The organism is Pseudomonas sp. FW300-N2A2, assembly GCF_017351735.1.
Classification (GTDB): domain Bacteria; phylum Pseudomonadota; class Gammaproteobacteria; order Pseudomonadales; family Pseudomonadaceae; genus Aquipseudomonas; species Aquipseudomonas migulae.
In genome coordinates, this window is record NZ_JACNDU010000003.1 from 405,882 (window position 1) to 429,534 (window position 23,653).

At 59.8% G+C, this 23,653-nt stretch carries 27 protein-coding genes; 16 read left to right on the forward strand and 11 right to left on the reverse strand.

The window, feature by feature from the left end:
* Positions 1-206 precede the first annotated feature (206 nt).
* Positions 207-1,601, forward strand: a complete 1,395-nt coding sequence (argH, locus tag J4E42_RS07510; RefSeq protein ID WP_008040637.1) for an argininosuccinate lyase — start codon at positions 207-209, stop codon at positions 1,599-1,601.
* A gap of 56 nt (positions 1,602-1,657) precedes the next feature.
* On the opposite strand, the gene J4E42_RS07515 is transcribed toward argH, so the two are convergent.
* Together J4E42_RS07515 and J4E42_RS07520 are read right to left on the reverse strand one after the other, a co-directional pair.
* Entirely contained in the window at positions 1,658-2,332 is a 675-nt protein-coding gene (locus tag J4E42_RS07515; protein ID WP_207284925.1) for a glutathione S-transferase family protein, read from the reverse strand.
* Positions 2,333-2,529: 197 nt separating this feature from the next.
* The gene (locus tag J4E42_RS07520) at positions 2,530-3,189 is read right to left on the reverse strand and encodes a glutathione S-transferase family protein (RefSeq protein WP_207284926.1); all 660 of its coding nucleotides are present in this window, start codon (positions 3,187-3,189) and stop codon (positions 2,530-2,532) included.
* A 124-nt stretch (positions 3,190-3,313) separates the two neighbouring features.
* Here J4E42_RS07520 and J4E42_RS07525 point away from each other — a divergent pair, with 124 nt between their 5' ends.
* The 3 genes from J4E42_RS07525 (at position 3,314) to J4E42_RS07535 (ending at position 7,151) form a co-directional block, all read left to right on the forward strand.
* Positions 3,314-3,598 (forward strand): hypothetical protein, encoded by a 285-nt coding sequence (locus J4E42_RS07525; protein ID WP_008024357.1) that lies wholly within the window; start codon positions 3,314-3,316, stop codon positions 3,596-3,598.
* A gap of 270 nt (positions 3,599-3,868) precedes the next feature.
* Positions 3,869-4,114, forward strand: a complete 246-nt coding sequence (locus J4E42_RS07530; protein ID WP_008024358.1) for a TIGR02647 family protein — start codon at positions 3,869-3,871, stop codon at positions 4,112-4,114.
* A 193-nt stretch (positions 4,115-4,307) separates the two neighbouring features.
* Positions 4,308-7,151: a class I adenylate cyclase gene (locus J4E42_RS07535; protein ID WP_207284927.1), complete on the forward strand. Its 2,844-nt coding sequence runs from the start codon at positions 4,308-4,310 to the stop codon at positions 7,149-7,151.
* A 6-nt stretch (positions 7,152-7,157) separates the two neighbouring features.
* Here the strand turns inward: J4E42_RS07535 and rnk are convergent, their stop codons facing one another.
* The 3 genes from rnk to cyaY form a co-directional block, all read right to left on the reverse strand.
* Complete coding sequence (rnk, locus tag J4E42_RS07540) at positions 7,158-7,568, reverse strand: nucleoside diphosphate kinase regulator (protein ID WP_008024364.1); 411 nt, start codon at positions 7,566-7,568, stop codon at positions 7,158-7,160.
* A 271-nt stretch (positions 7,569-7,839) separates the two neighbouring features.
* On the reverse strand, positions 7,840-8,058 hold the full coding sequence (locus J4E42_RS07545; protein WP_081500210.1) for a DUF1289 domain-containing protein: 219 nt from the start codon (positions 8,056-8,058) through the stop codon (positions 7,840-7,842).
* A gap of 4 nt (positions 8,059-8,062) precedes the next feature.
* Positions 8,063-8,395, reverse strand: coding sequence for an iron donor protein CyaY (cyaY, locus tag J4E42_RS07550; protein WP_008024366.1), 333 nt, complete (start codon positions 8,393-8,395; stop codon positions 8,063-8,065).
* 317 nt (positions 8,396-8,712) lie between these two features.
* Between cyaY and J4E42_RS07555 the strand changes: the two genes are divergently transcribed.
* From J4E42_RS07555 to J4E42_RS07580, 6 genes are read left to right on the forward strand one after another with little or no spacing between them, the layout of a single operon-like run.
* Positions 8,713-8,886 carry an LPS translocon maturation chaperone LptM gene (locus tag J4E42_RS07555; protein WP_008040632.1) on the forward strand — a complete coding sequence of 58 codons (174 nt, stop codon included), beginning with the start codon at positions 8,713-8,715 and terminating at the stop codon, positions 8,884-8,886.
* A gap of 9 nt (positions 8,887-8,895) precedes the next feature.
* On the forward strand, positions 8,896-10,143 hold the full coding sequence (gene lysA, locus J4E42_RS07560; protein ID WP_008040631.1) for a diaminopimelate decarboxylase: 1,248 nt from the start codon (positions 8,896-8,898) through the stop codon (positions 10,141-10,143).
* Positions 10,144-10,147: 4 nt separating this feature from the next.
* Positions 10,148-10,978, forward strand: a complete 831-nt coding sequence (dapF, locus tag J4E42_RS07565; RefSeq protein ID WP_008040630.1) for a diaminopimelate epimerase — start codon at positions 10,148-10,150, stop codon at positions 10,976-10,978.
* A gap of 13 nt (positions 10,979-10,991) precedes the next feature.
* Positions 10,992-11,717: a DUF484 family protein gene (locus J4E42_RS07570; RefSeq protein ID WP_207284928.1), complete on the forward strand. Its 726-nt coding sequence runs from the start codon at positions 10,992-10,994 to the stop codon at positions 11,715-11,717.
* Positions 11,718-11,719: 2 nt separating this feature from the next.
* Positions 11,720-12,619, forward strand: a complete 900-nt coding sequence (gene xerC, locus J4E42_RS07575; protein WP_008040629.1) for a tyrosine recombinase XerC — start codon at positions 11,720-11,722, stop codon at positions 12,617-12,619.
* Positions 12,616-13,320, forward strand: coding sequence for an HAD family hydrolase (locus J4E42_RS07580; protein ID WP_207284929.1), 705 nt, complete (start codon positions 12,616-12,618; stop codon positions 13,318-13,320). The genes xerC and J4E42_RS07580 overlap by 4 nt, the downstream gene beginning before the upstream one ends.
* A 199-nt stretch (positions 13,321-13,519) precedes the next feature.
* Here J4E42_RS07580 and sutA read toward each other — a convergent pair whose 3' ends face one another.
* From sutA to glnK, 4 genes are all read right to left on the reverse strand, one after another.
* On the reverse strand, positions 13,520-13,843 hold the full coding sequence (gene sutA / locus J4E42_RS07585; protein ID WP_008030496.1) for a transcriptional regulator SutA: 324 nt from the start codon (positions 13,841-13,843) through the stop codon (positions 13,520-13,522).
* A 101-nt stretch (positions 13,844-13,944) separates the two neighbouring features.
* Positions 13,945-14,370, reverse strand: a complete 426-nt coding sequence (locus J4E42_RS07590) for a secondary thiamine-phosphate synthase enzyme YjbQ (protein WP_008030499.1) — start codon at positions 14,368-14,370, stop codon at positions 13,945-13,947.
* A gap of 213 nt (positions 14,371-14,583) precedes the next feature.
* Positions 14,584-15,921: an ammonium transporter gene (locus J4E42_RS07595; RefSeq protein ID WP_008030500.1), complete on the reverse strand. Its 1,338-nt coding sequence runs from the start codon at positions 15,919-15,921 to the stop codon at positions 14,584-14,586.
* Between the two features lie 36 nt (positions 15,922-15,957).
* A complete protein-coding gene (gene glnK / locus J4E42_RS07600) occupies positions 15,958-16,296 on the reverse strand; it encodes a P-II family nitrogen regulator (RefSeq protein ID WP_002555808.1) in 339 nt (112 codons plus the stop codon).
* Between the two features lie 418 nt (positions 16,297-16,714).
* On the opposite strand from glnK, the gene J4E42_RS07605 reads away from it, so the two are divergent.
* Entirely contained in the window at positions 16,715-16,975 is a 261-nt protein-coding gene (locus J4E42_RS07605; protein ID WP_008030504.1) for an accessory factor UbiK family protein, read from the forward strand.
* A gap of 402 nt (positions 16,976-17,377) precedes the next feature.
* A complete protein-coding gene (locus J4E42_RS07610; protein WP_207284930.1) occupies positions 17,378-17,905 on the forward strand; it encodes a Bro-N domain-containing protein in 528 nt (175 codons plus the stop codon).
* A 4-nt stretch (positions 17,906-17,909) separates the two neighbouring features.
* Here J4E42_RS07610 and J4E42_RS07615 read toward each other — a convergent pair whose 3' ends face one another.
* A complete protein-coding gene (locus J4E42_RS07615; protein ID WP_207284931.1) occupies positions 17,910-18,173 on the reverse strand; it encodes a HigA family addiction module antitoxin in 264 nt (87 codons plus the stop codon).
* Between the two features lie 192 nt (positions 18,174-18,365).
* On the opposite strand from J4E42_RS07615, the gene J4E42_RS07620 reads away from it, so the two are divergent.
* The 3 genes from J4E42_RS07620 to J4E42_RS07630 all read left to right on the forward strand — a co-directional run bounded on the left by J4E42_RS07620 (position 18,366) and on the right by J4E42_RS07630 (position 20,779).
* A complete protein-coding gene (locus J4E42_RS07620; RefSeq protein WP_008030511.1) occupies positions 18,366-18,899 on the forward strand; it encodes a hypothetical protein in 534 nt (177 codons plus the stop codon).
* Between the two features lie 37 nt (positions 18,900-18,936).
* Complete coding sequence (locus J4E42_RS07625) at positions 18,937-19,107, forward strand: hypothetical protein (protein WP_177318887.1); 171 nt, start codon at positions 18,937-18,939, stop codon at positions 19,105-19,107.
* Between the two features lie 178 nt (positions 19,108-19,285).
* The gene (locus tag J4E42_RS07630) at positions 19,286-20,779 is read left to right on the forward strand and encodes a YifB family Mg chelatase-like AAA ATPase (RefSeq protein ID WP_008037951.1); all 1,494 of its coding nucleotides are present in this window, start codon (positions 19,286-19,288) and stop codon (positions 20,777-20,779) included.
* 5 nt (positions 20,780-20,784) lie between these two features.
* Here the strand turns inward: J4E42_RS07630 and J4E42_RS07635 are convergent, their stop codons facing one another.
* Positions 20,785-21,996 carry an aldose 1-epimerase family protein gene (locus tag J4E42_RS07635; RefSeq protein WP_207284932.1) on the reverse strand — a complete coding sequence of 404 codons (1,212 nt, stop codon included), beginning with the start codon at positions 21,994-21,996 and terminating at the stop codon, positions 20,785-20,787.
* A 266-nt stretch (positions 21,997-22,262) separates the two neighbouring features.
* On the opposite strand from J4E42_RS07635, the gene J4E42_RS07640 reads away from it, so the two are divergent.
* Positions 22,263-23,651, forward strand: coding sequence for an SrfA family protein (locus J4E42_RS07640; RefSeq protein ID WP_207284933.1), 1,389 nt, complete (start codon positions 22,263-22,265; stop codon positions 23,649-23,651).
* The last annotated feature ends 2 nt before the right edge of the window (positions 23,652-23,653 follow it).

Consider the following 23,653-nt stretch of genomic DNA (forward strand, 5'->3'; position numbering starts at 1 on the left):
CCTACTGTCCAACTGTAGACGGTTGCCGGCACGTTATTGCTCAATTGAAAAATATCGTTGCCCAATTTCCACAATGCCTGCCTTGAGTATGGGTCGACGCATGAGAAAAAAACGTGTCGACCAGTGTCAGCGACAGGATTGGCAACCCTGTTATTATCCGCCGCAGCTTTCAACGCCATCTTTCTTCAGCCGATACGAGCGAATTCATGAGCACTGACAAGACCAATCAGTCCTGGGGCGGCCGCTTCAGTGAACCCGTCGACGCCTTCGTCGCCCGCTTCACCGCCTCCGTCACTTTCGACCAGCGCCTGTATCGCCACGACATCATGGGCTCGATCGCCCACGCCACCATGCTGGCCAAGGTCGGCGTGCTGACTGATGCCGAGCGCGACAGCATCACCGATGGCCTGAAGACCATCCAGGGTGAAATCGAGGCCGGCCAGTTCGACTGGCGCATCGACCTCGAAGACGTGCACATGAACATCGAGGCGCGTCTGACCGACCGCATCGGCGTGACCGGTAAAAAGCTGCACACCGGCCGCAGCCGTAACGACCAGGTCGCCACCGACATTCGCCTGTGGCTGCGTGACGAGATCGACCTGATCCTGGGCGAAATCACCCGCCTGCAAAAAGGCCTGCTGGAGCAGGCCGAGCGCGAAGCCGGCAGCATCATGCCGGGCTTCACTCACCTGCAAACCGCGCAGCCGGTGACCTTCGGGCACCACATGCTGGCCTGGTTCGAAATGCTCAGCCGCGACTATGAGCGTCTGGTCGACTGCCGCAAACGCACCAACCGCATGCCGTTGGGCAGTGCCGCGCTGGCGGGCACCACGTACCCGATCGACCGCGAATACACCGCGCAACTGCTGGGCTTCGACGCCGTGGGCGGCAACTCGCTGGACAACGTGTCCGATCGTGACTTCGCCATCGAGTTCTGCTCGGCCGCGAGCATCGCGATGATGCACTTGTCGCGTTTCTCCGAAGAGCTGGTGCTGTGGACCAGCGCCCAGTTCCAGTTCATCGATCTGCCGGACCGCTTCTGCACCGGCAGCTCGATCATGCCGCAAAAGAAAAACCCGGACGTGCCAGAGCTGGTTCGTGGCAAGACCGGTCGCGTATTCGGCGCACTGATGGGCCTGCTGACCCTGATGAAAGGCCAGCCATTGGCCTACAACAAGGACAACCAGGAAGACAAGGAACCGCTGTTCGACGCCGCCGACACCCTGCGCGACTCGCTGCGAGCCTTTGCCGACATGATCCCGGCGATCAAACCCAAGCACGCAATGATGCGCGAAGCGGCCCTGCGCGGTTTCTCCACCGCCACCGACCTGGCCGACTATCTGGTGCGTCGTGGCCTGCCATTCCGTGACTGCCACGAAATCGTTGGCCATGCCGTGAAGTACGGTGTGGAAAGCGGTAAAGACCTGGCGGAAATGAGCCTGGAAGAGCTGCGCAAGTTCAGCGACCAGATCGATCAGGACGTGTTCGCCGTGCTGACCCTCGAAGGTTCGGTGAACGCCCGTGACCACATCGGCGGGACCGCTCCGGCGCAGGTCAAGCAGGCGGTGGCTCGCGGCCAGGCGTTGCTCGCCAGCCGTTAAACGGTCTCTGTAACACCTGAGCTCGATGGCTGAAAGGCCATCGAGCTTTTTTATGCTCAGGCTGTCACGCGCCCAACGGCTCCCACCCGCTGCAAAAAGGCAGGCGCCTCGGCCAGCCGGTCAGCGGCGACTTTTTGTACATTCGGGTTATCCGCCAGGCGCTCCAGCAACGCTTTGGCGCCGGGCATGTCGTCGAGGAAATCGACGTTGAACAAACGCTTTCCGACGTCAACAGCCAGATCGACGCTGTAAAGAAAGTACAAATCGGCCAGGGTGAACTGTTCGCCCGCCACGTACGGTGCAAACCGCGCCCGGTGTTTCAGGGCGGCAAATCCCTTGATCAGGTCTCGCTCGGATTTGGCCTTCAGCGCCTCGGGGGTCGGCCTGCCACCAAAGAACACCTCGACATAACAGACTCGCGCCGGCAGTTCGATATACAACTCGATCTCCTTGGCCAAGGCTCGAACGCCTGCCCTTGCAAACGGCGTTTGCGGCAGCAGTGAAATGCCCGGTTGAGTCTCTTCGATGAAATCGAGGATCGCGTCCGTTTCGCTCAAGAACCCTTGTTCGGTTTCCAGTACCGGCACTTTCCCGCGTGGGCTGACTGCCAGGATGTCCGGGTTCTGGCATCCATGAAACGGAACCGTTTCAAACGGCACGCCTTTCTCCAGCAGTGCCAGTTTGACCATGTTGAAATAATTGCTGGCCGCAAAGCCATACAGTTTGAGCATCGTCGGGTCTCCTTGACCGTGGAAGTTTCCTGATCGGAAACGATCGATGCCCAAAGTAACCAATACCCGGGGCCGTGAAAGAACCCGGTTATTACCGCGTAAGACGCAAATGCCTGAACGGCCCGTCGGACAAGGGCGACGGCCATATGGGACAAAAGATTGCGAATCTTCTGACACACACAATGGCCGCCACTTCTTTACTTCTTGGACGCCACCATCGCCAGGAACGCTGGCATCGCCGCATCCTTGTCCGCCGCAACCCGCTGCACGTTCGGGTTCTGCTCCAGGCGCTCGAGCAATGCCTTGGCCGCTGGCATGTCTGCCAACAGGTCAATACCAAACAGCTTGTGGCCCACCGCACAGGCCAACGGCACGCTGTACAGGAAGTACAAATCCGCAATGCTCAGGCTGTCGCCTGCGACATAAGGGGCAAACTTGCCGTGCCGTTCAAGCGAGGCAAACCCCAGCAGCAACTCGTTTTTGGTCTTGTCCTTGATCGCATCCGGTACTGGGCTGCCGAAAAACGCTTCGCCGAAGCAGGCGCGAGCGGGCAGCTCGATGTACAGCTCGATTTCCTTGGCCAGCGCCAGGACCTGTGCGCGCTCGAAGGGATCGCTCGGCAGCAGCGGCGTGCCTTTCTGGCTCTGCTCGATGTACTCGAGAATCACCGAGGTTTCGTTGACAAACCCTTGCTCGTCGCGCAGCACCGGCACCTTGCCACGCGGGCTGATGGCCAGCGCCTCAGGGCTCTGGCCTGCATAAAACGGCACTTCCTCGAACGGCAGTCCTTTCTCCAGCAGCGCCAGTTTCACCATGTTGTAGTAGTTACTGACGGAAAATCCATAAAGCTTGAGCATCACGAAGCCTCCAGGCCGTGCGGGGTTGGCAGTGCCTGTTTATAGAACGCCCGGGGGTTTCTCGCCAGCAGCATCACAGCGCTGAATGCAGGTAAACTGCCCGCCTTACCTTGAGGAGCCTGCCATGAGCGAGCCAACCGACATCGATAGCGACGAAGAAGAATTCACCGAAAACACCCTGATCGAAGCGATCGAAAACCAGATCGAGAGCGACAACCCGCCAGCCGCCAAGGCGACCTTCAACAAGTTGACCCTGGTGGGTTACGAGCGTGAGGAAATCCTCAACCTGATGGCTCACGTTTTAGCGGTAGAAATCGACGCGATCCTCGAAGAAGACCGCGCGTTCAACACCGAATGGTACGAAGCGGCACTGCGTGCCTTGCCGGAATTGCCGCCGGAAAAGAAGTAAACATTGCTCCAATGTAGGAGCGAGGCTTGCCCGCGAAAGCTCCACCGCGGTCCCTCTGAAACACCGCGTTACCGTTCTTCGCGGGCAAGCCTCGCTCCTACAGGTAATCAATACATCGTTCTTTTGAACCCTGACTACACTGGTACGCACCCCGCTGCCGGGGAATGCTTCCCGAAGAGAAAAAACCCTGTCGTGAGCACTGGACATGCCGCGCGAGTGGGATCACCTTAGGGGCGCTGTCGTCCAATTCCTAGAAAGTCTGGAGTCCTTATGTCGCTTACCCCTGAGTTGGTTGCCGAACTGGAAATCCTCGCACTCTTCAACCTGGACAGTTCCCAGGAAGGTTTGAAAATTCATCAGACCGCTGCCCCGAAAGCCATAGCTGCCGCTCAACGCCTGTTCGAAAAAGAACTGATTGACCAACCCGATGGCGGTTATCTGACCAGCCTGGGTCGTGATGCCGCGCAAAGTGTGCAAACCGTTCTCACCATTCTGAGCGTCCAGGAAACAGCCTGACCCACCGTATCGCCCACGGAAACCCCCGCTACGGGATTTCCGCGGGCACTCTTCGATACGAACTGTCGCCCAACGATAGAAATCTGACGCCAAAAAAACAAAATCAGCCTGAATATCCCGGGGCCGAGGCGCTAAACTGCCCCTCATCCTGAGATCCTCCACGTCCGAGCCCTGCGAGCCGGTTTGAGCTGACATGACCCGCACCCATGAAATCCGCCCCGATCTGGACGAGGGAATCGACCGCAAGGTTCTCGGTCAGTTGCGCGCACGTTTTCTAAAGCTCAACGAGGGCCGCATGGCGCGGGCCATGGAAGGGCTGTCGACCCGTCAGCAAGGGGTGCTGACCCTGCTGCCGCTGTTTTTCCACGTCAATCATCCGCTGTTGCCGGGTTACGTTTCCGGAAGCACCCCCGCCGGGCTGTCGAACTTCGAGCCTGACGCCAACGCCCTGGCCGAAGCCCAGCGCCTGACCCGCTCGTTTTCATACAAGCCGCGCCACGGCAGCAATCCACCGCGACCGATTCACGGCCTGTTCCTGATGGGCAGCCTCGGCACCCTGGCGCAGGCCGATCAAAGCGACATGGACGTATGGGTCTGTCACGCACCGGACTTGAGCGAAAGCGAACTCAACGAGCTGCGTAAAAAGTGCCAGTTGCTCGAAACCTGGGCCGCGAGCCAGGGCGCCGAGGCGCATTTTTTCCTGATCGACCCGGCCCGCTTCGTGCTCGGCGAGCGGGACAATCAACTGAGTTCGGAAGACTGCGGCACCACCCAGCATTACCTGCTGCTGGACGAGTTCTACCGCACTGCAATCTGGCTGGCCGGCCGCACGCCCATCTGGTGGCTGGTGCCGGTGTACGAAGAGGCCGCGTACGACCGCTACACCCACACGCTGCTGTCCAAACGCTTCATCCGTGCCGACGAAACCCTGGACCTTGGGCACCTGGCGTACATCCCGCCCGGCGAATTCATCGGTGCCGGGCTCTGGCAGTTATTCAAAGGGATCGAGTCACCCTACAAGTCGGTGCTCAAGCTGTTGCTGACCGAGGTCTACGCCAGCGAACACCCCAAGGTTCAATGCCTGAGCCTGCGTTTCAAACAAGCGGTGTTCGCCAACCAGCTCGACCTCGATGAGCTGGACCCGTACGTCGTGGTTTACCGGCGAATCGAGGAATACCTCACCGCCCGTGGCGAATCGGAGCGCCTGGAGCTGGTGCGGCGCGCGCTGTACCTGAAGGTCAATCGTAAACTCACTGGCAGCAGCCGCACCCAGAGCTGGCAGCGCTCGTTGCTGGAACGCCTGGCCCACGAATGGCATTGGGATCAGCGTCAACTGGCGCTGCTTGATAGTCGTAGCCAATGGAAAGTCCGTCAGGTCAGTTCCGAGCGCCGGGCGTTGGTCAACGAACTGAATTACAGCTACCGCTTCCTGACCGAGTTCGCCCGCAGCGAACAGACCGTCAGCCTGATCAACAAGCGCGACCTCAACGTACTGGGCCGACGCCTGTACGCAGCGTTCGAGCGCAAGGCCGACAAAGTCGAGTTCATCAACCCGGGCATCGCCCCGGACCTGGCCGAAGACACCCTGACCCTGGTACATGCGCCAGACAAGAAAGAATCGGGGCAAACCCAGTGGGGCTTGTACAACGGCAGCCTGACCGCCCTCGAGTGGGAGCATTTCGCACCGATCAAGCGCAGCCGCCAATTGCTGGAACTGCTGACCTGGTGCCATCGCAACGGCGTGATCGATAGCAGCACACGCCTGGCGCTGCATCCCGGCGACAGTGACCTGAGCGAATTCGAACTGTTCAACCTGCTCGGCAGCCTGCAACAGAGCATCGCCCTGCCCCTGCCCACGGTCGCCGAAGAACCGCTGCTGCGCGCCAGCGTGCCGAGCGAAGTGCTGATTCTGGTGAACGTCGGCGTCGATCCGCTCAAGCATCACCGCGACCTGAACATTCTGATGACCACCGAGCGCACTGACTCGCTGAGTTACGCCGGGGTCCGCGAGAACCTGGTGCTGACCCTGGATCAGGTCACGCTCAACAGCTGGAACGAGGTCTCGGTCAATCGCTTCGATGGCCCTCACGCCCTGCTCGACTGCCTGCGCGATTACCTCAACAACCTGCCGAACGGCCCACAGCAACCCAAGTTGCGGGTGCGTTGCTTCTGCCACAACCGCGCGCAGTTCATTGCGCAACGGGTCGAGGAAGTGATCGACACCGCGCAGAACCTGCTGCTGAGCAAGCTCAATCACCGTTACCTGATTCAGGTCCAGCAGCATTATCACGTGCTGGAATTGGTGCCGGGGCAGGTCAATCACGTCGCCCTCGCCACCCTGCCGGCGCTGTTCGACTACCTCGGCGAAGAGCTGGCGAGCTACAGCCCGCTGCACCTGGACCCAATGGCGCTTGAGGATCAGGACCTGGCACTGATTCTGCCCATGGGTCAGCCCGAGTGCATTCAGGTGTTCTACCGGACTCACGATGACCAGGCCGATCTGTACGTGCTGGATGAATTCAATGCCTTGTGGCAGCAGCGCTTGCCCTATCACGACGAACAAAGCCTGCTGGTGCCGTTGCAACGCTTCCTGCAATCGATCCAGTACCGGCGCGATGCATTGCTGCCGATGGACGCCGCCCAGCCACTGAGCCTCGACACGCTGTATTACCAACTGCTGCCGTCGGGTCCCGGACGAGCGCGCCGGGTCGAAGCCCGACTCGCGCCGCAAACTCCGGTCAACAAGCCGTTCTACGATGTGCAGGCGATCGTCGGCAAGGCCGCACCGGGCAAGGTGCAAGTCACGTTGTATTGCAATCAGCGGGAATTTTCAGAGCTGGAGCATGGCGACCAACTGTTCAGTGTGGTCGCCCGGGAAATCGTCGAGCAGCGCCGTGAAACCGATCGCTATCGCTGCTACATCACCGACCTGGACCTGTCGGGCCTGCTCGGTGATGGTCAGAGCTCAAGCAATTTGTACCTGCGCTACAAGGCCGATCTGGAGCGCGCATTGAATGACGCGCTCGAGCTGGTCTGAGGCAAGTTATTCCGGGAAGGGGCCGCCATTGGCTGGCTGCGATTCGACTTCAAGCAGGGTCAGCTTGAGGGTTTTGCCGCCCGGAGCGGGCCAATCGATGTGCTGGCCAACCTTCAGGCCCAGCAGTGCGCTACCGACAGGCGCTAGAATGGAGATCTTGCCTTCGTCCGCGTTGGCATCCTTGGGGTACACCAACGTCAGGTGATAGTCCTTGCCGCTGCTTTCTTCGCGGCAATGCACTCTGGAATTCATAGTCACGACATCGGCGGGCACTTCATCGTGACCGACCACGGTATCGGCGCGATCCAGTTCGGTTTGCAGCGCGATAACGCCCGGCAGCGTGTCGTCCAGGCTGTCGATCAGGCGTTCCAGACGTTGAACGTCCAGACGAGTAAGGGTGATGGAAGGTGCGGTCATGATAGAGGCAGACTCCTTTCTTCTGCACAGAAAAAGCAAAACCCCGCCAGAAAAAGGCGGGGTTTTCACGAGCCTCGATGGGTTGAGGCGTTTCTGGACACTATCACAGCTCAAAAAATATACAAGCAGGGCGCGATGGACCCTATTTTTCGGTAACGCCGATGAAACCTGTAGGAGCAGAGCTTGCTCGCGAAGGCGGCGTGTCAGCCAACATGGGTATCGACTGATGCGCCGCCTTCGCGAGCAAGCTCTGCTCCTACAGGTCTGTGCATCAAGCCAAGGATTTGCGTTGTATAGCCTGCGCGCAGATGACCCGCCGGCGCTCATCATCGGCCGAGCGCCATTCGCGGATGTCTTCGACATGGCGAAAACACCCCAGGCAGACCTTCTGCTCATCCAGCCGACACACGCCGCTGCACGGCGAAGGCACCGCCGGGCTGACATTGCTGTAAAGCGGCTTGGGCGGTCGAACAGGTGCAGGCTGGGTCACGATCTCACAGACCTTCGAAATCGAATTCAGCGCCGGCCTGTTGCTGGACGATGCGCTCAAGCATCTCGCCGAGCTGCTCTTCGCTCTTGTCGCACATCCAGCGCTCGCTCTCTTCGTCGTAGTCGAAGTGGAAGCCACCCGACACCGCCGCCAGCCACAGCTGACGCAGGGGTTCCTGGCGGCTGAAGATCAACTGAGTGCCGTTTTCGAACTTGACGGTGAGCACACCGGCCGAGCTCTCCAGATCGATATCCAGGTCGCTGTCGTCAAAGATGTCCTCCAGGGTTTGCTGGGTGGCATCGACCAGATCGTGGAAACGCGCTTCGGACAAACTCATTACGGCAACCTCAAAAAGTGTCTGATCAGGCTCAAGCGCCGCAAGATACGGGCGAGCCCCGGTGATTGCAAAGGATAACGACCAAGGGCCGATTTAGGTACACCTGTGGGAGCGAGCCTGCTCGCGAAGAGGCCGGCACATTCAACATCATCGTCACCTGACACACCGCCATCGCGAGCAGGCTCGCTCCCACAGGGATTGCACCTTGCTAGCCGGCTTCATGCGAAGCCCCGCCGGACGGGACCCTGGTCGCATAGGCAAGCTGCCGGGTGGCCGGTATACTCCGGCGCAATTAACGCATTTTCAAGGATTTCGCCATGAAGCGCCTGATCTCTTCCTTTGCTGCGCTCGTCGCGGTTGCTTGTTTATTGTCGGCCTGTGGTCAAAAAGGTCCGCTGTACCTGCCTGACGATTCCCAGGACCCTGCCGAGCAGGCCCAGTCCTCGCAAAAGCAGCCGTCGAAAGCACACAAGCACGACGTCTACCAATAAGGGAACGCCATGGACGCTTTTAACTACCGTGACGGCGAGCTGTTCGCGGAAGGGGTTGCCCTGTCCGCCATCGCCGAACGCTTTGGCACCCCGACTTACGTCTACTCCCGTGCCCACATCGAAGCCCAGTACCTGGCGTATGCCGATGCACTGGCCGGCATGCCGCACCTGGTCTGCTTCGCGGTCAAGGCCAACTCCAACCTGGGTGTGCTGAATGTCCTGGCGCGATTGGGCGCCGGTTTTGACATCGTCTCCCGTGGTGAGCTGGAACGCGTACTGGCCGCCGGCGGCAGCGCCGACAAGATCGTGTTCTCCGGTGTCGGCAAGACCCGTGACGACATGCGTCGCGCCCTGGAAGTCGGCGTGCACTGCTTCAACGTCGAGTCCACCGATGAGCTGGAACGCCTGCAAATCGTCGCCGCCGAGCTGGGCGTTCGCGCACCGATCTCGCTGCGTGTGAACCCGGACGTCGATGCCGGCACGCACCCGTACATTTCCACCGGTCTCAAAGAGAACAAGTTCGGCATCGCCATTGCCGACGCCGAAGACGTGTACGTGCGTGCCGCGCAGCTGCCGAACCTGGAAGTGGTCGGCGTCGATTGCCACATCGGTTCGCAACTGACCACCCTGCCGCCGTTCATCGATGCCCTCGACCGCCTGCTGGGCCTGGTCGACCGCCTCGGCGATTGCGGCATCTACCTGCGCCACATCGATCTCGGTGGTGGCTTGGGCGTGCGTTATCGCGATGAAGAGCCACCATTGGCTGCCGACTACATCAAAGCCGTGCGCGAGCGTCTCGACGGTCGTGACCTGGCGCTGGTGTTCGAGCCGGGCCGCTTCATTGTCGCCAACGCCGGCGTGCTGCTGACTCAGGTCGAATACCTCAAGCACACCGAACACAAAGACTTCGCCATCGTCGACGCGGCCATGAACGACCTGATCCGCCCGGCGCTGTACCAGGCCTGGATGGACGTCACCGCCGTGCGCCCTCGCGCCACCGCCGCTCGTGCCTACGACATCGTCGGGCCGATCTGCGAGACCGGCGACTTCCTGGCCAAGGATCGTCAGCTGGCCCTGGAAGAAGGCGACCTGCTGGCTGTGCATTCGGCCGGCGCCTACGGGTTTGTCATGAGTTCCAACTACAACACCCGCGGCCGCGCCGCCGAAGTGTTGGTGGACGGTGATCAGGCATTTGAAGTGCGTCGCCGTGAGACGGTAGCCGAGTTGTTTGCTGGCGAAAGCCTGCTGCCGGAGTAAAACCATGCTGCTGCGTTTTACCAAGATGCACGGCCTGGGCAATGACTTCATGGTCCTCGACCTGGTCAGCCAGCACGCGCACATCCTGCCCAAGCATGCCAAGCAATGGGGCGATCGGCACACCGGCATCGGTTTCGACCAGTTGCTGATCGTCGAAGCGCCGAGCAACCCGGACGTGGATTTCCGCTATCGGATTTTCAACTCCGACGGTTCCGAAGTGGAACAGTGCGGCAACGGTGCGCGCTGTTTCGCCCGCTTCGTACTCGACAAGCGCCTGACCGCAAAACGGCAGATTCGCGTCGAAACCAAAAGTGGCATTATCGAGCTGGATATCCGCAGTGACGGCCAGATCAGCGTCGACATGGGCGCACCGCGCCTGGTGCCGGCCGACATCCCGTTCGTTGCCGATACTCAGGCGCCGAGCTACTCGCTCGACGTCGACGGCACCACGGTGGAACTCGCCGCTGTGTCGATGGGCAATCCGCACGCCGTGCTGCGGGTCAGCGATATCAACAACGCACCGGTGCATGAACTGGGGCCGAAAATCGAACATCACCCGCGCTTCCCGGCGCGGGTCAATGTCGGTTTTCTCCAGGTCATCGACCGGAACCGCGCGCAGCTGCGCGTCTGGGAACGTGGCGCCGGGGAAACCCAGGCCTGCGGCACCGGCGCCTGTGCTGCTGCAGTGGCCGCGATCAGCCAGGGGTGGATGGATTCGCCGCTATTGATCGACCTGCCCGGCGGGCGTCTGTCCATTGAATGGGCAGGCCCTGGCCAACCGGTGTTGATGACCGGCCCGGCAGTCCGTGTTTATGAAGGACAAGTACGTCTTTGAGTGAGTCAAACCCATGACCGACAAGCCCCAGGTTCCCGCCCTACAGCCCGACGAATCCCCTTCCGAAAGCCTTGAGGCGGCGGCGATTGCCGCGTACCTGGAGGCTCATCCGGATTTCTTTGTCGAGCACGAAGAACTGCTCCCGGCCCTGCGCATTCCGCACCAGCGAGGCGACACCATTTCGCTGGTCGAGCGCCAGATGACCATCCTGCGCGACCGCAATATCGAGTTGCGCCATCGCCTGTCGCACTTGATGGACGTGGCCCGCGACAACGATCGTCTCTTCGAAAAGACCCGCCGCCTGATTCTCGCGCTGATGGACGCCACCAGCCTGGAAGATGTGGTGATCAGCGTCGAAGATAGTCTGCGCCAGGACTTTCAGGTGCCTTTTGTCAGCCTGATCCTGCTGGGCGACAACCCGATGCCGGTTGGCCGCTGGGTGACCCACGCCGACGCGCAGACGGCCATTGGCGGTTTGCTTTCGGAAGACAAAAGCGTCAGCGGCAGCCTGCGCGAGCATGAACTGGACTTCCTGTTCGGCGAAGAGCAGCGCAAGCAGATCGGCTCGACCGCCGTCGTCGCCATCAGCCATCAAGGCATTCTCGGCGTCCTGGCCATCGCCAGCCGTGATCCGCAGCACTACAAAAGCTCGGTCGGCACGCTGTTCCTCAGCTACATCGCCGAAGTCATGGGCCGCGTGCTGCCACGGGTCAACAGCTCTCTGCGCTCGGTACGCTGATCGTGGAACGGCAACTGGACGCTTACTGCGAACACCTGCGCAGTGAGCGACAGGTGTCGCCCCACACGCTGTACGCCTACCGCCGCGACCTCGACAAAGTGTTGGGCTTCTGTGTCAAACAGAACATCGGCAGCTGGGCCGCGCTGGACATTCAGCGCCTGCGCAGCCTGATCGCCCGCCTGCATTCCCAGGGGCAATCGTCGCGCAGCCTGGCGCGCCTGCTCTCGGCCGTGCGTGGGCTCTATCACTATCTGAACCGCGAAGGTCTCTGCGATCACGATCCGGCCAATGGCCTGGCGCCGCCGAAAGGCGAGCGGCGACTGCCGAAAACCCTCGACACCGACCGAGCCCTGCAACTGCTTGAAGGTGCGGTAGAGGATGATTTTCTGGCGCGTCGGGATCAAGCGATCCTAGAGCTGTTCTATTCCTCGGGCTTGCGGCTTTCGGAACTGACCGGGCTCAATCTCGATCAACTGGACCTGGCCGACGGCATGGTCCAGGTGCTCGGTAAAGGCAGCAAGACGCGCCTGTTGCCGGTCGGCAAAAAGGCCCGCGAAGCCCTGGAGTTGTGGCTGCCATTGCGCGCCATGACCAACCCGGCGGATGACGCCGTGTTTGTCAGCCAGCAAGGCCGGCGCCTCGGCCCTCGGGCGATTCAGGTGCGGGTCAAGGCCGCCGGTGAGCGCGAGCTGGGGCAAAACCTGCATCCGCACATGTTGCGACACTCCTTCGCCAGCCACCTGCTGGAGTCCTCGCAGGACCTGCGCGCGGTGCAGGAATTACTCGGCCACTCGGACATCAAGACCACCCAGATCTACACCCACCTGGACTTCCAGCATCTGGCGACGGTTTACGACAGCGCCCATCCACGGGCCAAACGCATTAAGGGCGATGATTCATGACGATCCAATTGATCACCTTCGACCTCGACGACACCTTGTGGGATACCGCCCCGGTCATCGTCAGCGCCGAAGCCGTATTGCGTGAATGGCTGACCGAACATGCACCGAATCTGGGCGCGGTGCCGGTGGAGCATTTGTGGGGGATTCGCGAGCGCATTCTGGGCAGCGAACCGGGCCTCAAGCATCGAATCAGCGCCTTGCGTCGCCGGGTGCTTTTCCATGCACTGGAAGAGGCCGGTTACGGCCATGAACAGGCGTCAGACCTGGCCGATCAAAGTTTTGAAGTGTTTCTGCATGCCCGGCATCAGCTGGAAATCTTCCCGGAAGTCGAGCCGACACTGGAGACGCTGGCCAAACACTATGCACTCGGCGTCGTCACCAATGGCAATGCCGATGTGCGCCGTTTAGGGCTGGCCGACTACTTCAAATTTGCGCTGTGCGCCGAAGACATCGGCATCGCCAAACCGGACGCACGCCTGTTTCATGAGGCGCTGAAGCGTGGCGGCGCAACGGCCGCGACGGCGGTGCATATCGGCGACCATCCGGGTGATGACATTGCCGGGGCACAGCAGGCGGGGTTGCGGGCGATCTGGTTTAACCCGCAAGGCAAATTGTGGGAGGCGCAGAAAGCGCCGGACGCCGAGATTCGCAGCCTGACCGAGCTGCCGGCGTTGCTGGCTCGGTGGAATGTCCATCACTGACCTTGAATTCACCACCGACCCTGTGGGAGCGAGCCTGCTCGCGATGAGGCCTTAACATTCACAATTGATGTTGACTGACACACCGCCATCGCGAGCAGGCTCGCTCCCACAGGGGATCTGCACAAGTCTCCAGACTTTTTTACAGGCATGAAAAAGCCCGCAGCGACGGCGGGCTTTTTCAGCAAGCAAGGGCAGACGCTTAGATAGGCCGGCTGCCGTACTTGTTGTCAGGCTTCTTGGGAGGATCGGCGACCACATTGGCCTCCACTTCCTGCACCTTGCCGCCCTTGGCCAGGAACTCTTCCATGGCCTTGGCCAAGGCATCGCGTTCCTTGTTTTTTGCTTCGACGCTCGGCAGCTCATCGACCGATACCGCTGCCTTGGCTTTGCCTTTGGCGGTCGGAACGGGCGCATCACCGCCGTCGTCTTCAGCGACGTCTTCCGCCGCTGCTTCCAGACCTTCTTCGGTTTCGTCGTCGTCGCCTACTTCGAGGTCGTCGTTTTCCAGATCATCGTCGCTCATGTTCTACCTCATGACTTGCGAAAAGCAGATTAGTTATAGCCCAGCTTTGCCCTCTGTCGAAGGCTGCCGGAAAAATTCAATAACCGCTGGTGACCAGCGGTTCATGCCTCTTCACCGTGCACGGTGGCGAGGACTTTACGGGCACCGCCAAAATCACGGTGCTCGCCCAGATAAACGCCTTGCCAGGTCCCTAACGCCAGTCGGCCCGCCGAAATCGGCAAACTGAGCTGACAGCCAAGCACGCTGGCCTTGAAGTGCGCCGGGAGGTCGTCCAGGCCTTCGTCGTTATGCTCATAGCCGTCTGTTCCTTGTGGGATCAGACGATTGAAAAATCGTTCGAAGTCGCGACGTACCGCCGGATCGGCGTTCTCGTTGATGGTCAACGACGCCGAGGTATGCTGCAGCCACAAATGCAACAGACCGACCCGACACGCCTTGAGTTCAGGCAGGCCGGCGAGTAACTCGTCCGTTACCAGATGAAAGCCCCGGGGCCTCGCCCGCAGGGTAATCAGAGTCTGTTGCCACATACAGTTCTCCGCACGTTCGGGGCGCATTCTAGCGCGCTCTGGGAAAAAACAAAGGCCCTAATATTCCTTCAATCATGTAAGCCATTGGCCGCAGAAAAACGCCCGCCGTAAACACCACTAAACGTGTACGAAAAAACCTTTCAGCAGTCCTCACACTGACAAACTCCAGACAAAAAAATGCCCGGCAAGCCGGGCAAGTTTTTTATGCGCGTCTTACAAGTTGTAGCCGCGTTCGTTGTGAAGCGCCAGATCGATGCCGACAGCCTCTTCTTCTTCGGTGATACGCAGACCCATGACAGCGTCCAGCACCTTGAGAATGATGTAGGTGACGATTGCGGTGTAGATCACCGTGAAGCCCACGCCTTTGCACTGAATCCAGACTTGTGCGGCGATGTCGGTGACGGTGCCGAAGCCACCCAGCGACGGAGCGGCGAACACACCGGTCAGGATCGCGCCGAGGATACCGCCGATACCGTGCACGCCGAAGGCGTCCAGGGAATCGTCATAACCGAGTTTGCGTTTCAGGGTGGTGGCGCAGAAGAAGCACACCACGCCCGCTGCCAGACCGATCACCAGCGCGCCCATCGGGCCCACGGTGCCAGCGGCCGGGGTGATTGCAACCAGACCGGCGACCACACCAGAGGCGATACCCAGTGCACTTGGCTTGCCGTGGGTGACCCACTCGGCAAACATCCAGCCCAGTGCGGCGGCGGCGGTTGCGATCTGGGTAACCAGCATCGCCATGCCGGCAGTGCCGTTGGCCGCTGCGGCGGAACCGGCGTTGAAGCCGAACCAGCCAACCCACAGCATCGCTGCGCCCATCAGGGTGTAACCGAGGTTGTGCGGTGCCATCGGGGTGGTCGGGAAGCCTTTACGCTTGCCGAGCACGATGCACGCCACCAGACCGGCCACACCGGCGTTGATGTGCACCACGGTGCCGCCAGCGAAATCGAGCACGCCCCAGTCCCACATCAGGCCGCCGTTGCCGGACCAGACCATGTGCGCGATCGGTGCATAAACCAGAGTGAACCAGATGCCCATGAAGATCAGCATCGCGGAGAACTTCATCCGCTCAGCGAAGGCACCGACGATCAGCGCAGGGGTGATGATGGCGAACGTCATCTGGAAGGTGATGAACACCGCCTCAGGGAACAACGCCGCAGGACCCGTCAGGCTGGCGGGGGTGACACCGGCGAGGAAAGCCTTGCCCATGCCGCCGAAGAAGGAGTTGAAGTTGACGACGCCCTGTTCCATGCCGGTGGTGTCGAACGCGATGCTGTAGCCATAAATGACCCACAGGACGCTGATCAGACCGGTAATGGCGAAGCACTGCATCATCACGGAAAGAATGTTTTTGGAGCGAACCATGCCGCCGTAGAACAGCGCGAGGCCGGGAATGGTCATGAACAGCACGAGGGCTGTCGAGGTCAGCATCCAGGCGGTATCGCCGGAATTGAGGACTGGGGCCGCCACTTCGTCTGCCGCCATGGCCAGGCTGGGCATTACGAGGGACAACAGGGCTCCTAGCCCTGCGAATTTACGCAGAGTCATATTGTTTTCTCCTGGGGCGTTGGGGTTTGTGGCGGCTTAAATCGCGTCGGTATCGGTTTCGCCGGTACGGATGCGAATCGCCTGTTCCAGATTGACCACGAAGATCTTGCCGTCACCGATCTTGCCGGTGTTGGCTGCCTTGGTTATCGCCTCGATAACCCGATCAAGATCCTTGTCGTCAATGGCGACATCGATCTTCACCTTGGGCAGGAAATCGACCACGTATTCCGCGCCGCGATACAGCTCGGTGTGACCCTTCTGCCGTCCGAAGCCTTTGACTTCGGTAACGGTAATGCCCTGCACGCCGATCTCGGACAGCGATTCGCGCACGTCGTCCAACTTGAACGGCTTGATGATGGCAGTGACTAGCTTCATGAAAACTCTCTCCCGAATTGGTGGACTTGCCCCAGGAAAACAAACCCGGCTCAAGTCTAAGCGCAGTGCCTGGCTTTGTAACGCATCGTCGGCCTTACCTGCCCGTCCGACGCCAGCTAACCGCTCCTCACGAAACTCTTCCCCCGTTTCGCTTGGCGCACTGCATTCGTCACATCGACTGCATCAGTGCATGGGTCACTACCGTCTAAGCAGAAAGCTTGCCATCTCCACAAAACCCTCAGTTTTCAAGCTCTTGGCCGTAGATGCCCACCACATCGCTGCAACACCGGACGCGTTACGCACAACAACGGTGCGACACCGTCCGTCCGCATGCGCGAAAAGCGTGCATCCCTGCGGTCGGGATTGACTATAGACACTGCGTGATACACTGCCCGCCATTGTTTCCAGGACCTTTCCCATGCTCGCGCCCAAAGATTTCCTCGACGCCTTGACCGGCACCGCCTCCCGTCTCTTCAGCGGCGACACCCCACTGCCGAAAAGCGAAATCGAAAGCCAGTTCAAGGCGTTGCTGCAGAGCGGCTTCAGCAAACTGGACCTGGTGAGCCGGGAAGAATTCGATAGCCAGATGGTCGTGCTGGCACGCACGCGGGCACGATTGGAAAGCCTGGAAGCGAAGGTTGCCGAGCTGGAAGCAAAGCTCAATCCGCCAACCGAGTAACACGCAAAACCCACTGTAAAAACCCAATCCACTGTGGGAGCGAGCCTGCTCGCGATTGAAGGTCGGAACGACCTTCAGATTCATCTGTAGGAAATGGTGCCAATGGCGATCCCAAGCCCTCAAAAATCCCGGCACCTTCCTACAACAAAACCACCGCCGTCCGATTGCGCCGCAATGCCCCGGTTCCTAAGCTCGCCCAATGCTGAATGTTCAGCACCGGGTTTGGCGACCTGGAAGCTTAAGGAGCATGACGACCATCGACACAAGTCATGGCGGTTGTGCGTGGGAGGCCTTCGGGTCTGCCGGGTTCCTTTTGCTCCGGTTCGCCAACCCGCGTACAACTGCCACCCAATTGTTTGGCGACGATTGCGGGCAGCCCTTTTAGCAAGAGGAGCTGTATCAATGAATAGCGATGACGCTTATCTGATCCCCCACGTCTTCACCCGCCACAAACTCCTCCTCCACGCCCTCCTCCTCCAAAACCAACCCTGGTTCAGCGCCCGCGACCTCGGCCGCTTCCTGCGCCTCTACCTCGACGACCGCGCCGTCCGAAAACTCGACCCCGACCAACGTCAATCCGCGCGAATGCTCATCCACGGCAGCATCGAAGATGCCCTGCTGATCAGCGAATCCGGCGTCTACGCCTTACTGATCGACCACTACTGCCCCGAACACCGAGCCCTGCGCGAATGGCTAACCCACGACGTAGTGCCAGCCCTGAGAGATGCTGAACAACCCACCTCAACCGAACGCCCCATCCTGAGCCTGCTGAACTGGCCGGAAATGTCGCTGAGTTTGCTGCACTGGAATAACCAGCCGTGGATTCGGTTGCAGGATGTTCCGCAAATGTTGCCGAGCGCAGAGCAGACGCAGCGCCCGGTCAACGTGCCATGGTGGAAAAAAGCTTCGCGAGCGTTGCACTCGCTTTAAGCGCTCATCCACGCTCGATTTCGGCGCTGCGATGATCGTAGCTCGATTGCAGATTCAGCCAGAATTCGGGCGTGGTGTTCAACAGCATGGAAAGCTTCTTTGCCAGACCCGCGCTGACATCGCTCTGCTGCTTTACTACGTCGATCAATTCAGCCTCCGGCTCGCCCAACGAGCGAGCTAAAGCCGCGCTTGTAATGCCCAGCGGCTTCAGAAACTCCTCGCTGAGAACTTCACCTGGATGAATCGGCCGCATTCCAATCCGGTTCATTTACGCCTCCTATGGCTTCATTTATCCGTGATCATAAGCAGCAACCTTCATCTGGCAAGACCATCCGAGAGCTTTCACTGACGTCCTTCACCTATCTAGGCACGGTCCTACAAAAAGCAGCTCCATCGCCTGATTTATCAGTGCCCCAACTCCTTTTAGGCTTTCTGCTCTGATCTTCAAAAGACACTTACAATGAGAAGAAAAGGGAAAGGCACCGACCTTCGGAACCAAACTTACAAATCCGAAGCACGAAAGCTCGCCTATAAAATCTTCGTCAAAGACTGTAAATCACGGGCGATGAGACTCAACACCGAGGCGGTCCGGTTCGACCCAATCACCCCGACTGCGATTGTTGCCTGTCACCCGTGGATGGAAGCGGCGCTCTACCCCTGGGAAAGCGTGCCAGATTGGAAGTGCAAAGATGCAAAGGGACTGGATTTAGCCATCTGGTACGAACAAAAACTATGTGGTCTGTGTTACGCCACTCCGCGTAAAAGCACCATTTGCATAAAGATCGTTCTTTTGCAGGGCCACCCAGACAGGTTTCATCCTCTTCGTGGCTTGATCGCACCAATAGCGCTGCTGGCTACAGATACCTATGCACGAATGCTTGGATACAACGAAATAGAGATTCAGGACCCTGACCCGAATGTCGTCCCCTACTACCAGAATCTTGGATTCAGATTCGACCAGGCCAATCGCCTTGTCATTTACTTGGACGATTAATAGTATCGAGCTAAGCCACCAGGCACTGGAGGTGTCCATGATCCACAAAAAGCGAAAAGCCAGGCTGTTGCTCATTGTTCAATATCATGCGGAAGCGCTTCGGCTAGCTGGCAATATTTCAGCTAATCAACAACGATTCCTTGACGTCGCCGCGACTCACGGCAAAGAACTTGAGCCTCCGGGCCTGCTTGCCGGAAAAAGAGCCTGAATCTGTCTACCAATGAAACCGCCTGAATGGCGGTTTTTTTGTCTGTCAGCCCGTCCGCTGATGCTTTGCAACACCCTGCGATAATTCACCGTCCGACCTGCCACGCGAAATCACGCCCTCCCGACTAACCTTAAAAAACCCGCAGGAAGCGGCTTCCCGTAAAGCTCAAGGAACGACCATGTCCCTCTCCATCGTCCACAGCCGCGCCCAAATCGGCGTGGATGCGCCCGCCGTCACCGTCGAAGTCCACTTGGCCAACGGCCTGCCATCGCTGACCATGGTCGGTCTGCCCGAAGCAGCGGTGAAGGAAAGCAAGGATCGGGTACGCAGTGCGATCATCAACTCAGGCCTGCAATTCCCGGCACGGCGCATCACGCTGAATCTCGCCCCCGCTGATTTACCGAAGGACGGCGGACGATTCGATCTGGCGATTGCCTTGGGGATTCTGTCCGCCAGCGTGCAGGTGCCAACGCTGACACTGGATGATGTGGAATGTCTGGGAGAACTGGCGCTATCAGGCGCGGTGCGTGCCGTGCGGGGCGTGTTGCCGGCCGCACTGGCGGCACGCAAGGCCGGACGCTCGCTGATGGTGCCGCGGGCGAATGCCGAGGAGGCGTGCCTGGCGTCGGGGTTGAAGGTGATCGCGGTGGATCATTTGCTGGAAGCGGTCGCGCACTTCAATGGGCACACACCGGTCGAGCCTTACGTTTCCAACGGTTTGCTCTATGCCAGCAAACCCTATCCAGACTTGAACGAAGTACAGGGCCAACTTTCGGCCAAACGCGCATTGCTGATCGCGGCGGCGGGCGCTCATAACCTGCTGTTCAGTGGACCACCGGGCACCGGAAAAACGCTTCTGGCTAGTCGTTTGCCGGGACTGCTTCCCCCCCTGGCCGAACATGAAGCGCTGGAAGTCGCCGCCATTCAATCCGTCACCAGTTGCGTTCCCTTGAGCCACTGGCCGCAAAGACCCTTCCGTCAGCCCCATCACTCCGCCTCCGGCCCGGCGCTGGTGGGCGGCGGCTCGAAGCCACAACCCGGCGAAATCACCCTCGCCCATCATGGCGTTCTATTCCTCGATGAACTGCCGGAATTCGATCGCAAGGTGCTGGAGGTTTTGCGAGAGCCGCTGGAGTCCGGCCATATCGTGATTTCCCGCGCCAAGGATCGTGTGAGGTTTCCGGCCCGCTTTCAATTGGTGGCCGCGATGAACCCGTGTCCCTGTGGATATCTTGGCGAACCCAGTGGTAAATGCAGCTGTACACCGGACATGGTCCAGCGCTACCGCAATAAATTGTCGGGACCATTGCTGGACCGTATCGACCTGCACCTGACCGTCGCCCGGGAAGCCACGGCGCTGAATCCGGCACTCAAACCCGGCGATGACACCGCCACTGCCGCATTGCTGGTCGCCGACGCCAGAGAGCGTCAACACAAACGCCAGGGCTGCGCGAACGCTTTCCTTGATCTGCCGGGCCTGCGCAAACACTGCACGTTATCCACAATCGACGAAACCTGGCTGGAAACAGCGTGCGAACGACTGACCCTATCGTTGAGGTCTGCGCATCGACTGCTCAAGGTCGCACGAACCCTCGCAGACCTTGAGCAGGTCGATGGCATCACCCGTGGTCATCTGGCTGAAGCGCTGCAATACCGGCCAACCTCCAGCTGATGGAATCACTCCTTCGTCAGATCCACCAACGGCGTCTGCCGAACCTCGGTTTCCCGCCCGTCCTGAATATCACTCACGCGCTTCAGCGCCTGGTCCACAGCGCCCTTGTCCACCAACAAGCTGTAACTGATCTGAAACTGCTTGTGCTCCTTCGGCGCAATCGTCGGCACCAGCCCCAGCGGCCGCTGATAGCGCCGGTTATAGGAAAAGCTGGTCCCCGGCTCGAGACCGGTGACATAGCCCTGGCCTTGGGTATCGGTGTTTTTCCACAGCGAAAACACGGGCAGCGTTTTAGTGTTAAAGCCGACCGAAACGCCGAGGCTACCTGCCTTGTTATGCAACACCGTCAACGTGTCACCCTTGGCGTCGCCATACGGCACCACGTTGTAAACCGTTTCGTCGTAGTCCTTGGTCGGCGCACGGTAAGTCTGCCAGTCCGGCAGATCACCTTTGGCCTTGTCGTTGAACGGCGACACCTGTTTGACCGGTGCAACGAAACGCGCGCCCTGCTCCAGGAATGGCGTGCTGAAGTTACTGTGGTACAGCGCCTGATATTCCTTCGGATAGTCGCCGTTGTTGGTCAGGGTATCGTTGAGAACGAACGCTGCGCTGCCGGGCTCAGTGACCAGCTCGGTGCTCACCGAGAAGTCGACTTTCTTGAAGGCCTGTTCTTTGAGCTCGCCGCGCAGGCTGATGGCATACGGCGGTTTTTCGTCGATGTGCAGCGTGACTGTGCTGGCCGGAATGTTGGCAGCACGGCCATGCAGGGTCAGGAGTTCGCCGTTGTCGACGCCGGGGTGGCCGACCCATTCGTAGCCGCAACGGGTGACCAGTTCATTGAAACCTTCGAGCCAGCCGAGTCCGCCGCGACCGTTGAGCTCAATGAAGGACGGATTGACCACGTCCTTGACCGGCGAATCCCAGCCCATGCGCACATTGCCGACCGATGCCTGCAGGACGTTCATGCCACGGGTCGGCACCACCGAGAGTTTCATCGTGCCGTTATCGATGTCGACGATGCTGACGCCCTCCTGCCGACCGCCGTGCAAGTTACGAAGGGTCACGGAGAAGGGTTTGTCGGTTTTCACACCGAGTTGCTGGCTGGTGATCTGCCAGTTTTGAGCAGCCTTGTCGCTGTCGAGCAGGACGTAATCCCAAGCCATGGCGTGGGAGGCGGACAGAGCGCCAAAGGCAACGACGAATTTGAGCGGAGTCATGGGGAGGCCTTTCTTGGAGTTGTGCATTTTTTATAGCGCTGATGAAACGATTCAGCAAGCTTAAAAAGCTTACACCCAAGCCTTCCCAAGCCAATTTAAATTGACCCCATGCAACCTCCGCACGCTTACGCTAGTCTCATACGGTTTTGGACCTCCGGATGATTGACGGCGACATCATTATGACATTAAGGTCGCCAGCTAATTGCAGGAGCAAGAACAGACACCTTTGTCTGTCATTTTTGCGCAACAGAACATATGGAGTTTGAATGCGCGGGGCACTATTACGCAGCGGTAAGAGCGGGTCATTCACAGCCTTGGGCGAAACAGGTCAACCGGTATACCGGGCGGCCCTGCAATTGCGCGAAGCCATTCGCCGCAAGAACCCCGAAATGGTCGATCATCTGGCCATCCCTCAAAGCGATGAGCTCGGTAACCAGATCGATTGGTACAGCGGCCTCGACGGCGATGTGATCCCGTGGAGCAGTGCGACCGAAGAAGAACGCGTCCCTGCCCGTCGCCAACTTGAAGCGCTGAAAACCGCGCTCGAGGAATTGAGCCAGCGTTTCCTGGGCACTGAATCCGGCGAACAGCAGCAAGGCGACAAAGCCGTGTTCGGCAAGCTGCTCAAGCGCGTGATTCATTTCCCCGATGAGAATTTCGTCTACCTGGTGCAAGGCAAGCCGGTGCTGACCTTTTGGGGTTTCGAGCATGCCGGTACCGGCAATCGCGATCCCCTGCACTGCCTCTATCAGGCTCCGCCCGCGTTTACGCTGCCCCCGGTGGTCGAAGCCGCGCCTGTCGTTGCGCCCGTCGTTGCGCCCGTCGTGCCGGTGGTTGCTCGTCCGTGGTGGCGTCGCTGGTGGTGGCTGTTGCTGCTGCCGTTCCTGCTACTGCTTTTGTGGCTGTTGCTTGGTCTGCGTGGTTGCGTGCCGATTCCGTTGGTGGCGGTAGACCTGCTGCCTGAGGGCATCGTGCCGGTGGAAAAACAGCTGGAAGAACCGCAACTGACCGGCAATGCCACGACGCTGAACGGCGTTCCGGTGACGGGCACCGTTGTAGGCTCTACCACTGGAACCGGCACCGGTACCGCCGTGACCGGAACCCAAGGAGTGGAAGCGCCGGCGGTCGAGGGCAACGAGGCAGATGCAGCGCCGGCCGACCTGGCCAAAGACCCAGCCAAAGACCCGGCAGCCGAATCGCCCGCCACCCCGCCCGAAAACAAAACCGCGCCGCCGGATATCACATCGCCCGAGGCCGAAAAATCCGCCGCCGCAAAACCCGGCCCTCCCCTGAGCATTCCACCGGACGCCGCCGACGGTGCCGCCAAGTTCCTCGACGGTCAGTTCCGCGCCGGCGCCGGCATTCAGGACCGCAGGACCGGCAAACCGCTGCGTCTGGAATACCAGCTCAAGGACGGTAAGGGCGAAGTCACCGTACACCAGGCCGACGGCACGAAATGCACCGGGCCGGTGAGCGCTACTATGAAGGGTGGCAGCTTGGCCATCGACAGTCAGGGCCAGGCCGTGTGTGGCGATGGCAGCACTTACGACATGCCCAAGGTCAACTGCCGCAAAGGGGCGACCACAGTCGCAGACTGCACCGGCGGTTACGGCAAAGAACAATTCCCCATGTCCATGCGGCACGTGGCCGAATAAAA

Coding starts and splice junctions, on each gene's coding strand:
- J4E42_RS07590 (WP_008030499.1), bottom strand. CDS start 14,370: ATGTGGCAACAGACTCTGATTACCCTGCGGGCGAGGCCCCGGGGCTTT.
- J4E42_RS07630 (WP_008037951.1), top strand. CDS start 19,286: ATGTCCCTCTCCATCGTCCACAGCCGCGCCCAAATCGGCGTGGATGCG.
- J4E42_RS07580 (WP_207284929.1), top strand. CDS start 12,616: ATGACGATCCAATTGATCACCTTCGACCTCGACGACACCTTGTGGGAT.
- cyaY (WP_008024366.1), bottom strand. CDS start 8,395: ATGAGTTTGTCCGAAGCGCGTTTCCACGATCTGGTCGATGCCACCCAG.
- J4E42_RS07615 (WP_207284931.1), bottom strand. CDS start 18,173: ATGAACCGGATTGGAATGCGGCCGATTCATCCAGGTGAAGTTCTCAGC.
- J4E42_RS07535 (WP_207284927.1), top strand. CDS start 4,308: ATGACCCGCACCCATGAAATCCGCCCCGATCTGGACGAGGGAATCGAC.
- J4E42_RS07620 (WP_008030511.1), top strand. CDS start 18,366: ATGAGAAGAAAAGGGAAAGGCACCGACCTTCGGAACCAAACTTACAAA.
- sutA (WP_008030496.1), bottom strand. CDS start 13,843: ATGAGCGACGATGATCTGGAAAACGACGACCTCGAAGTAGGCGACGAC.
- rnk (WP_008024364.1), bottom strand. CDS start 7,568: ATGACCGCACCTTCCATCACCCTTACTCGTCTGGACGTTCAACGTCTG.
- dapF (WP_008040630.1), top strand. CDS start 10,148: ATGCTGCTGCGTTTTACCAAGATGCACGGCCTGGGCAATGACTTCATG.
- J4E42_RS07530 (WP_008024358.1), top strand. CDS start 3,869: ATGTCGCTTACCCCTGAGTTGGTTGCCGAACTGGAAATCCTCGCACTC.
- J4E42_RS07595 (WP_008030500.1), bottom strand. CDS start 15,921: ATGACTCTGCGTAAATTCGCAGGGCTAGGAGCCCTGTTGTCCCTCGTA.
- glnK (WP_002555808.1), bottom strand. CDS start 16,296: ATGAAGCTAGTCACTGCCATCATCAAGCCGTTCAAGTTGGACGACGTG.
- J4E42_RS07635 (WP_207284932.1), bottom strand. CDS start 21,996: ATGACTCCGCTCAAATTCGTCGTTGCCTTTGGCGCTCTGTCCGCCTCC.
- argH (WP_008040637.1), top strand. CDS start 207: ATGAGCACTGACAAGACCAATCAGTCCTGGGGCGGCCGCTTCAGTGAA.
- J4E42_RS07605 (WP_008030504.1), top strand. CDS start 16,715: ATGCTCGCGCCCAAAGATTTCCTCGACGCCTTGACCGGCACCGCCTCC.
- J4E42_RS07610 (WP_207284930.1), top strand. CDS start 17,378: ATGAATAGCGATGACGCTTATCTGATCCCCCACGTCTTCACCCGCCAC.
- J4E42_RS07625 (WP_177318887.1), top strand. CDS start 18,937: ATGATCCACAAAAAGCGAAAAGCCAGGCTGTTGCTCATTGTTCAATAT.
- J4E42_RS07525 (WP_008024357.1), top strand. CDS start 3,314: ATGAGCGAGCCAACCGACATCGATAGCGACGAAGAAGAATTCACCGAA.
- J4E42_RS07520 (WP_207284926.1), bottom strand. CDS start 3,189: ATGCTCAAGCTTTATGGATTTTCCGTCAGTAACTACTACAACATGGTG.
- J4E42_RS07640 (WP_207284933.1), top strand. CDS start 22,263: ATGCGCGGGGCACTATTACGCAGCGGTAAGAGCGGGTCATTCACAGCC.
- lysA (WP_008040631.1), top strand. CDS start 8,896: ATGGACGCTTTTAACTACCGTGACGGCGAGCTGTTCGCGGAAGGGGTT.
- J4E42_RS07570 (WP_207284928.1), top strand. CDS start 10,992: ATGACCGACAAGCCCCAGGTTCCCGCCCTACAGCCCGACGAATCCCCT.
- J4E42_RS07555 (WP_008040632.1), top strand. CDS start 8,713: ATGAAGCGCCTGATCTCTTCCTTTGCTGCGCTCGTCGCGGTTGCTTGT.
- J4E42_RS07515 (WP_207284925.1), bottom strand. CDS start 2,332: ATGCTCAAACTGTATGGCTTTGCGGCCAGCAATTATTTCAACATGGTC.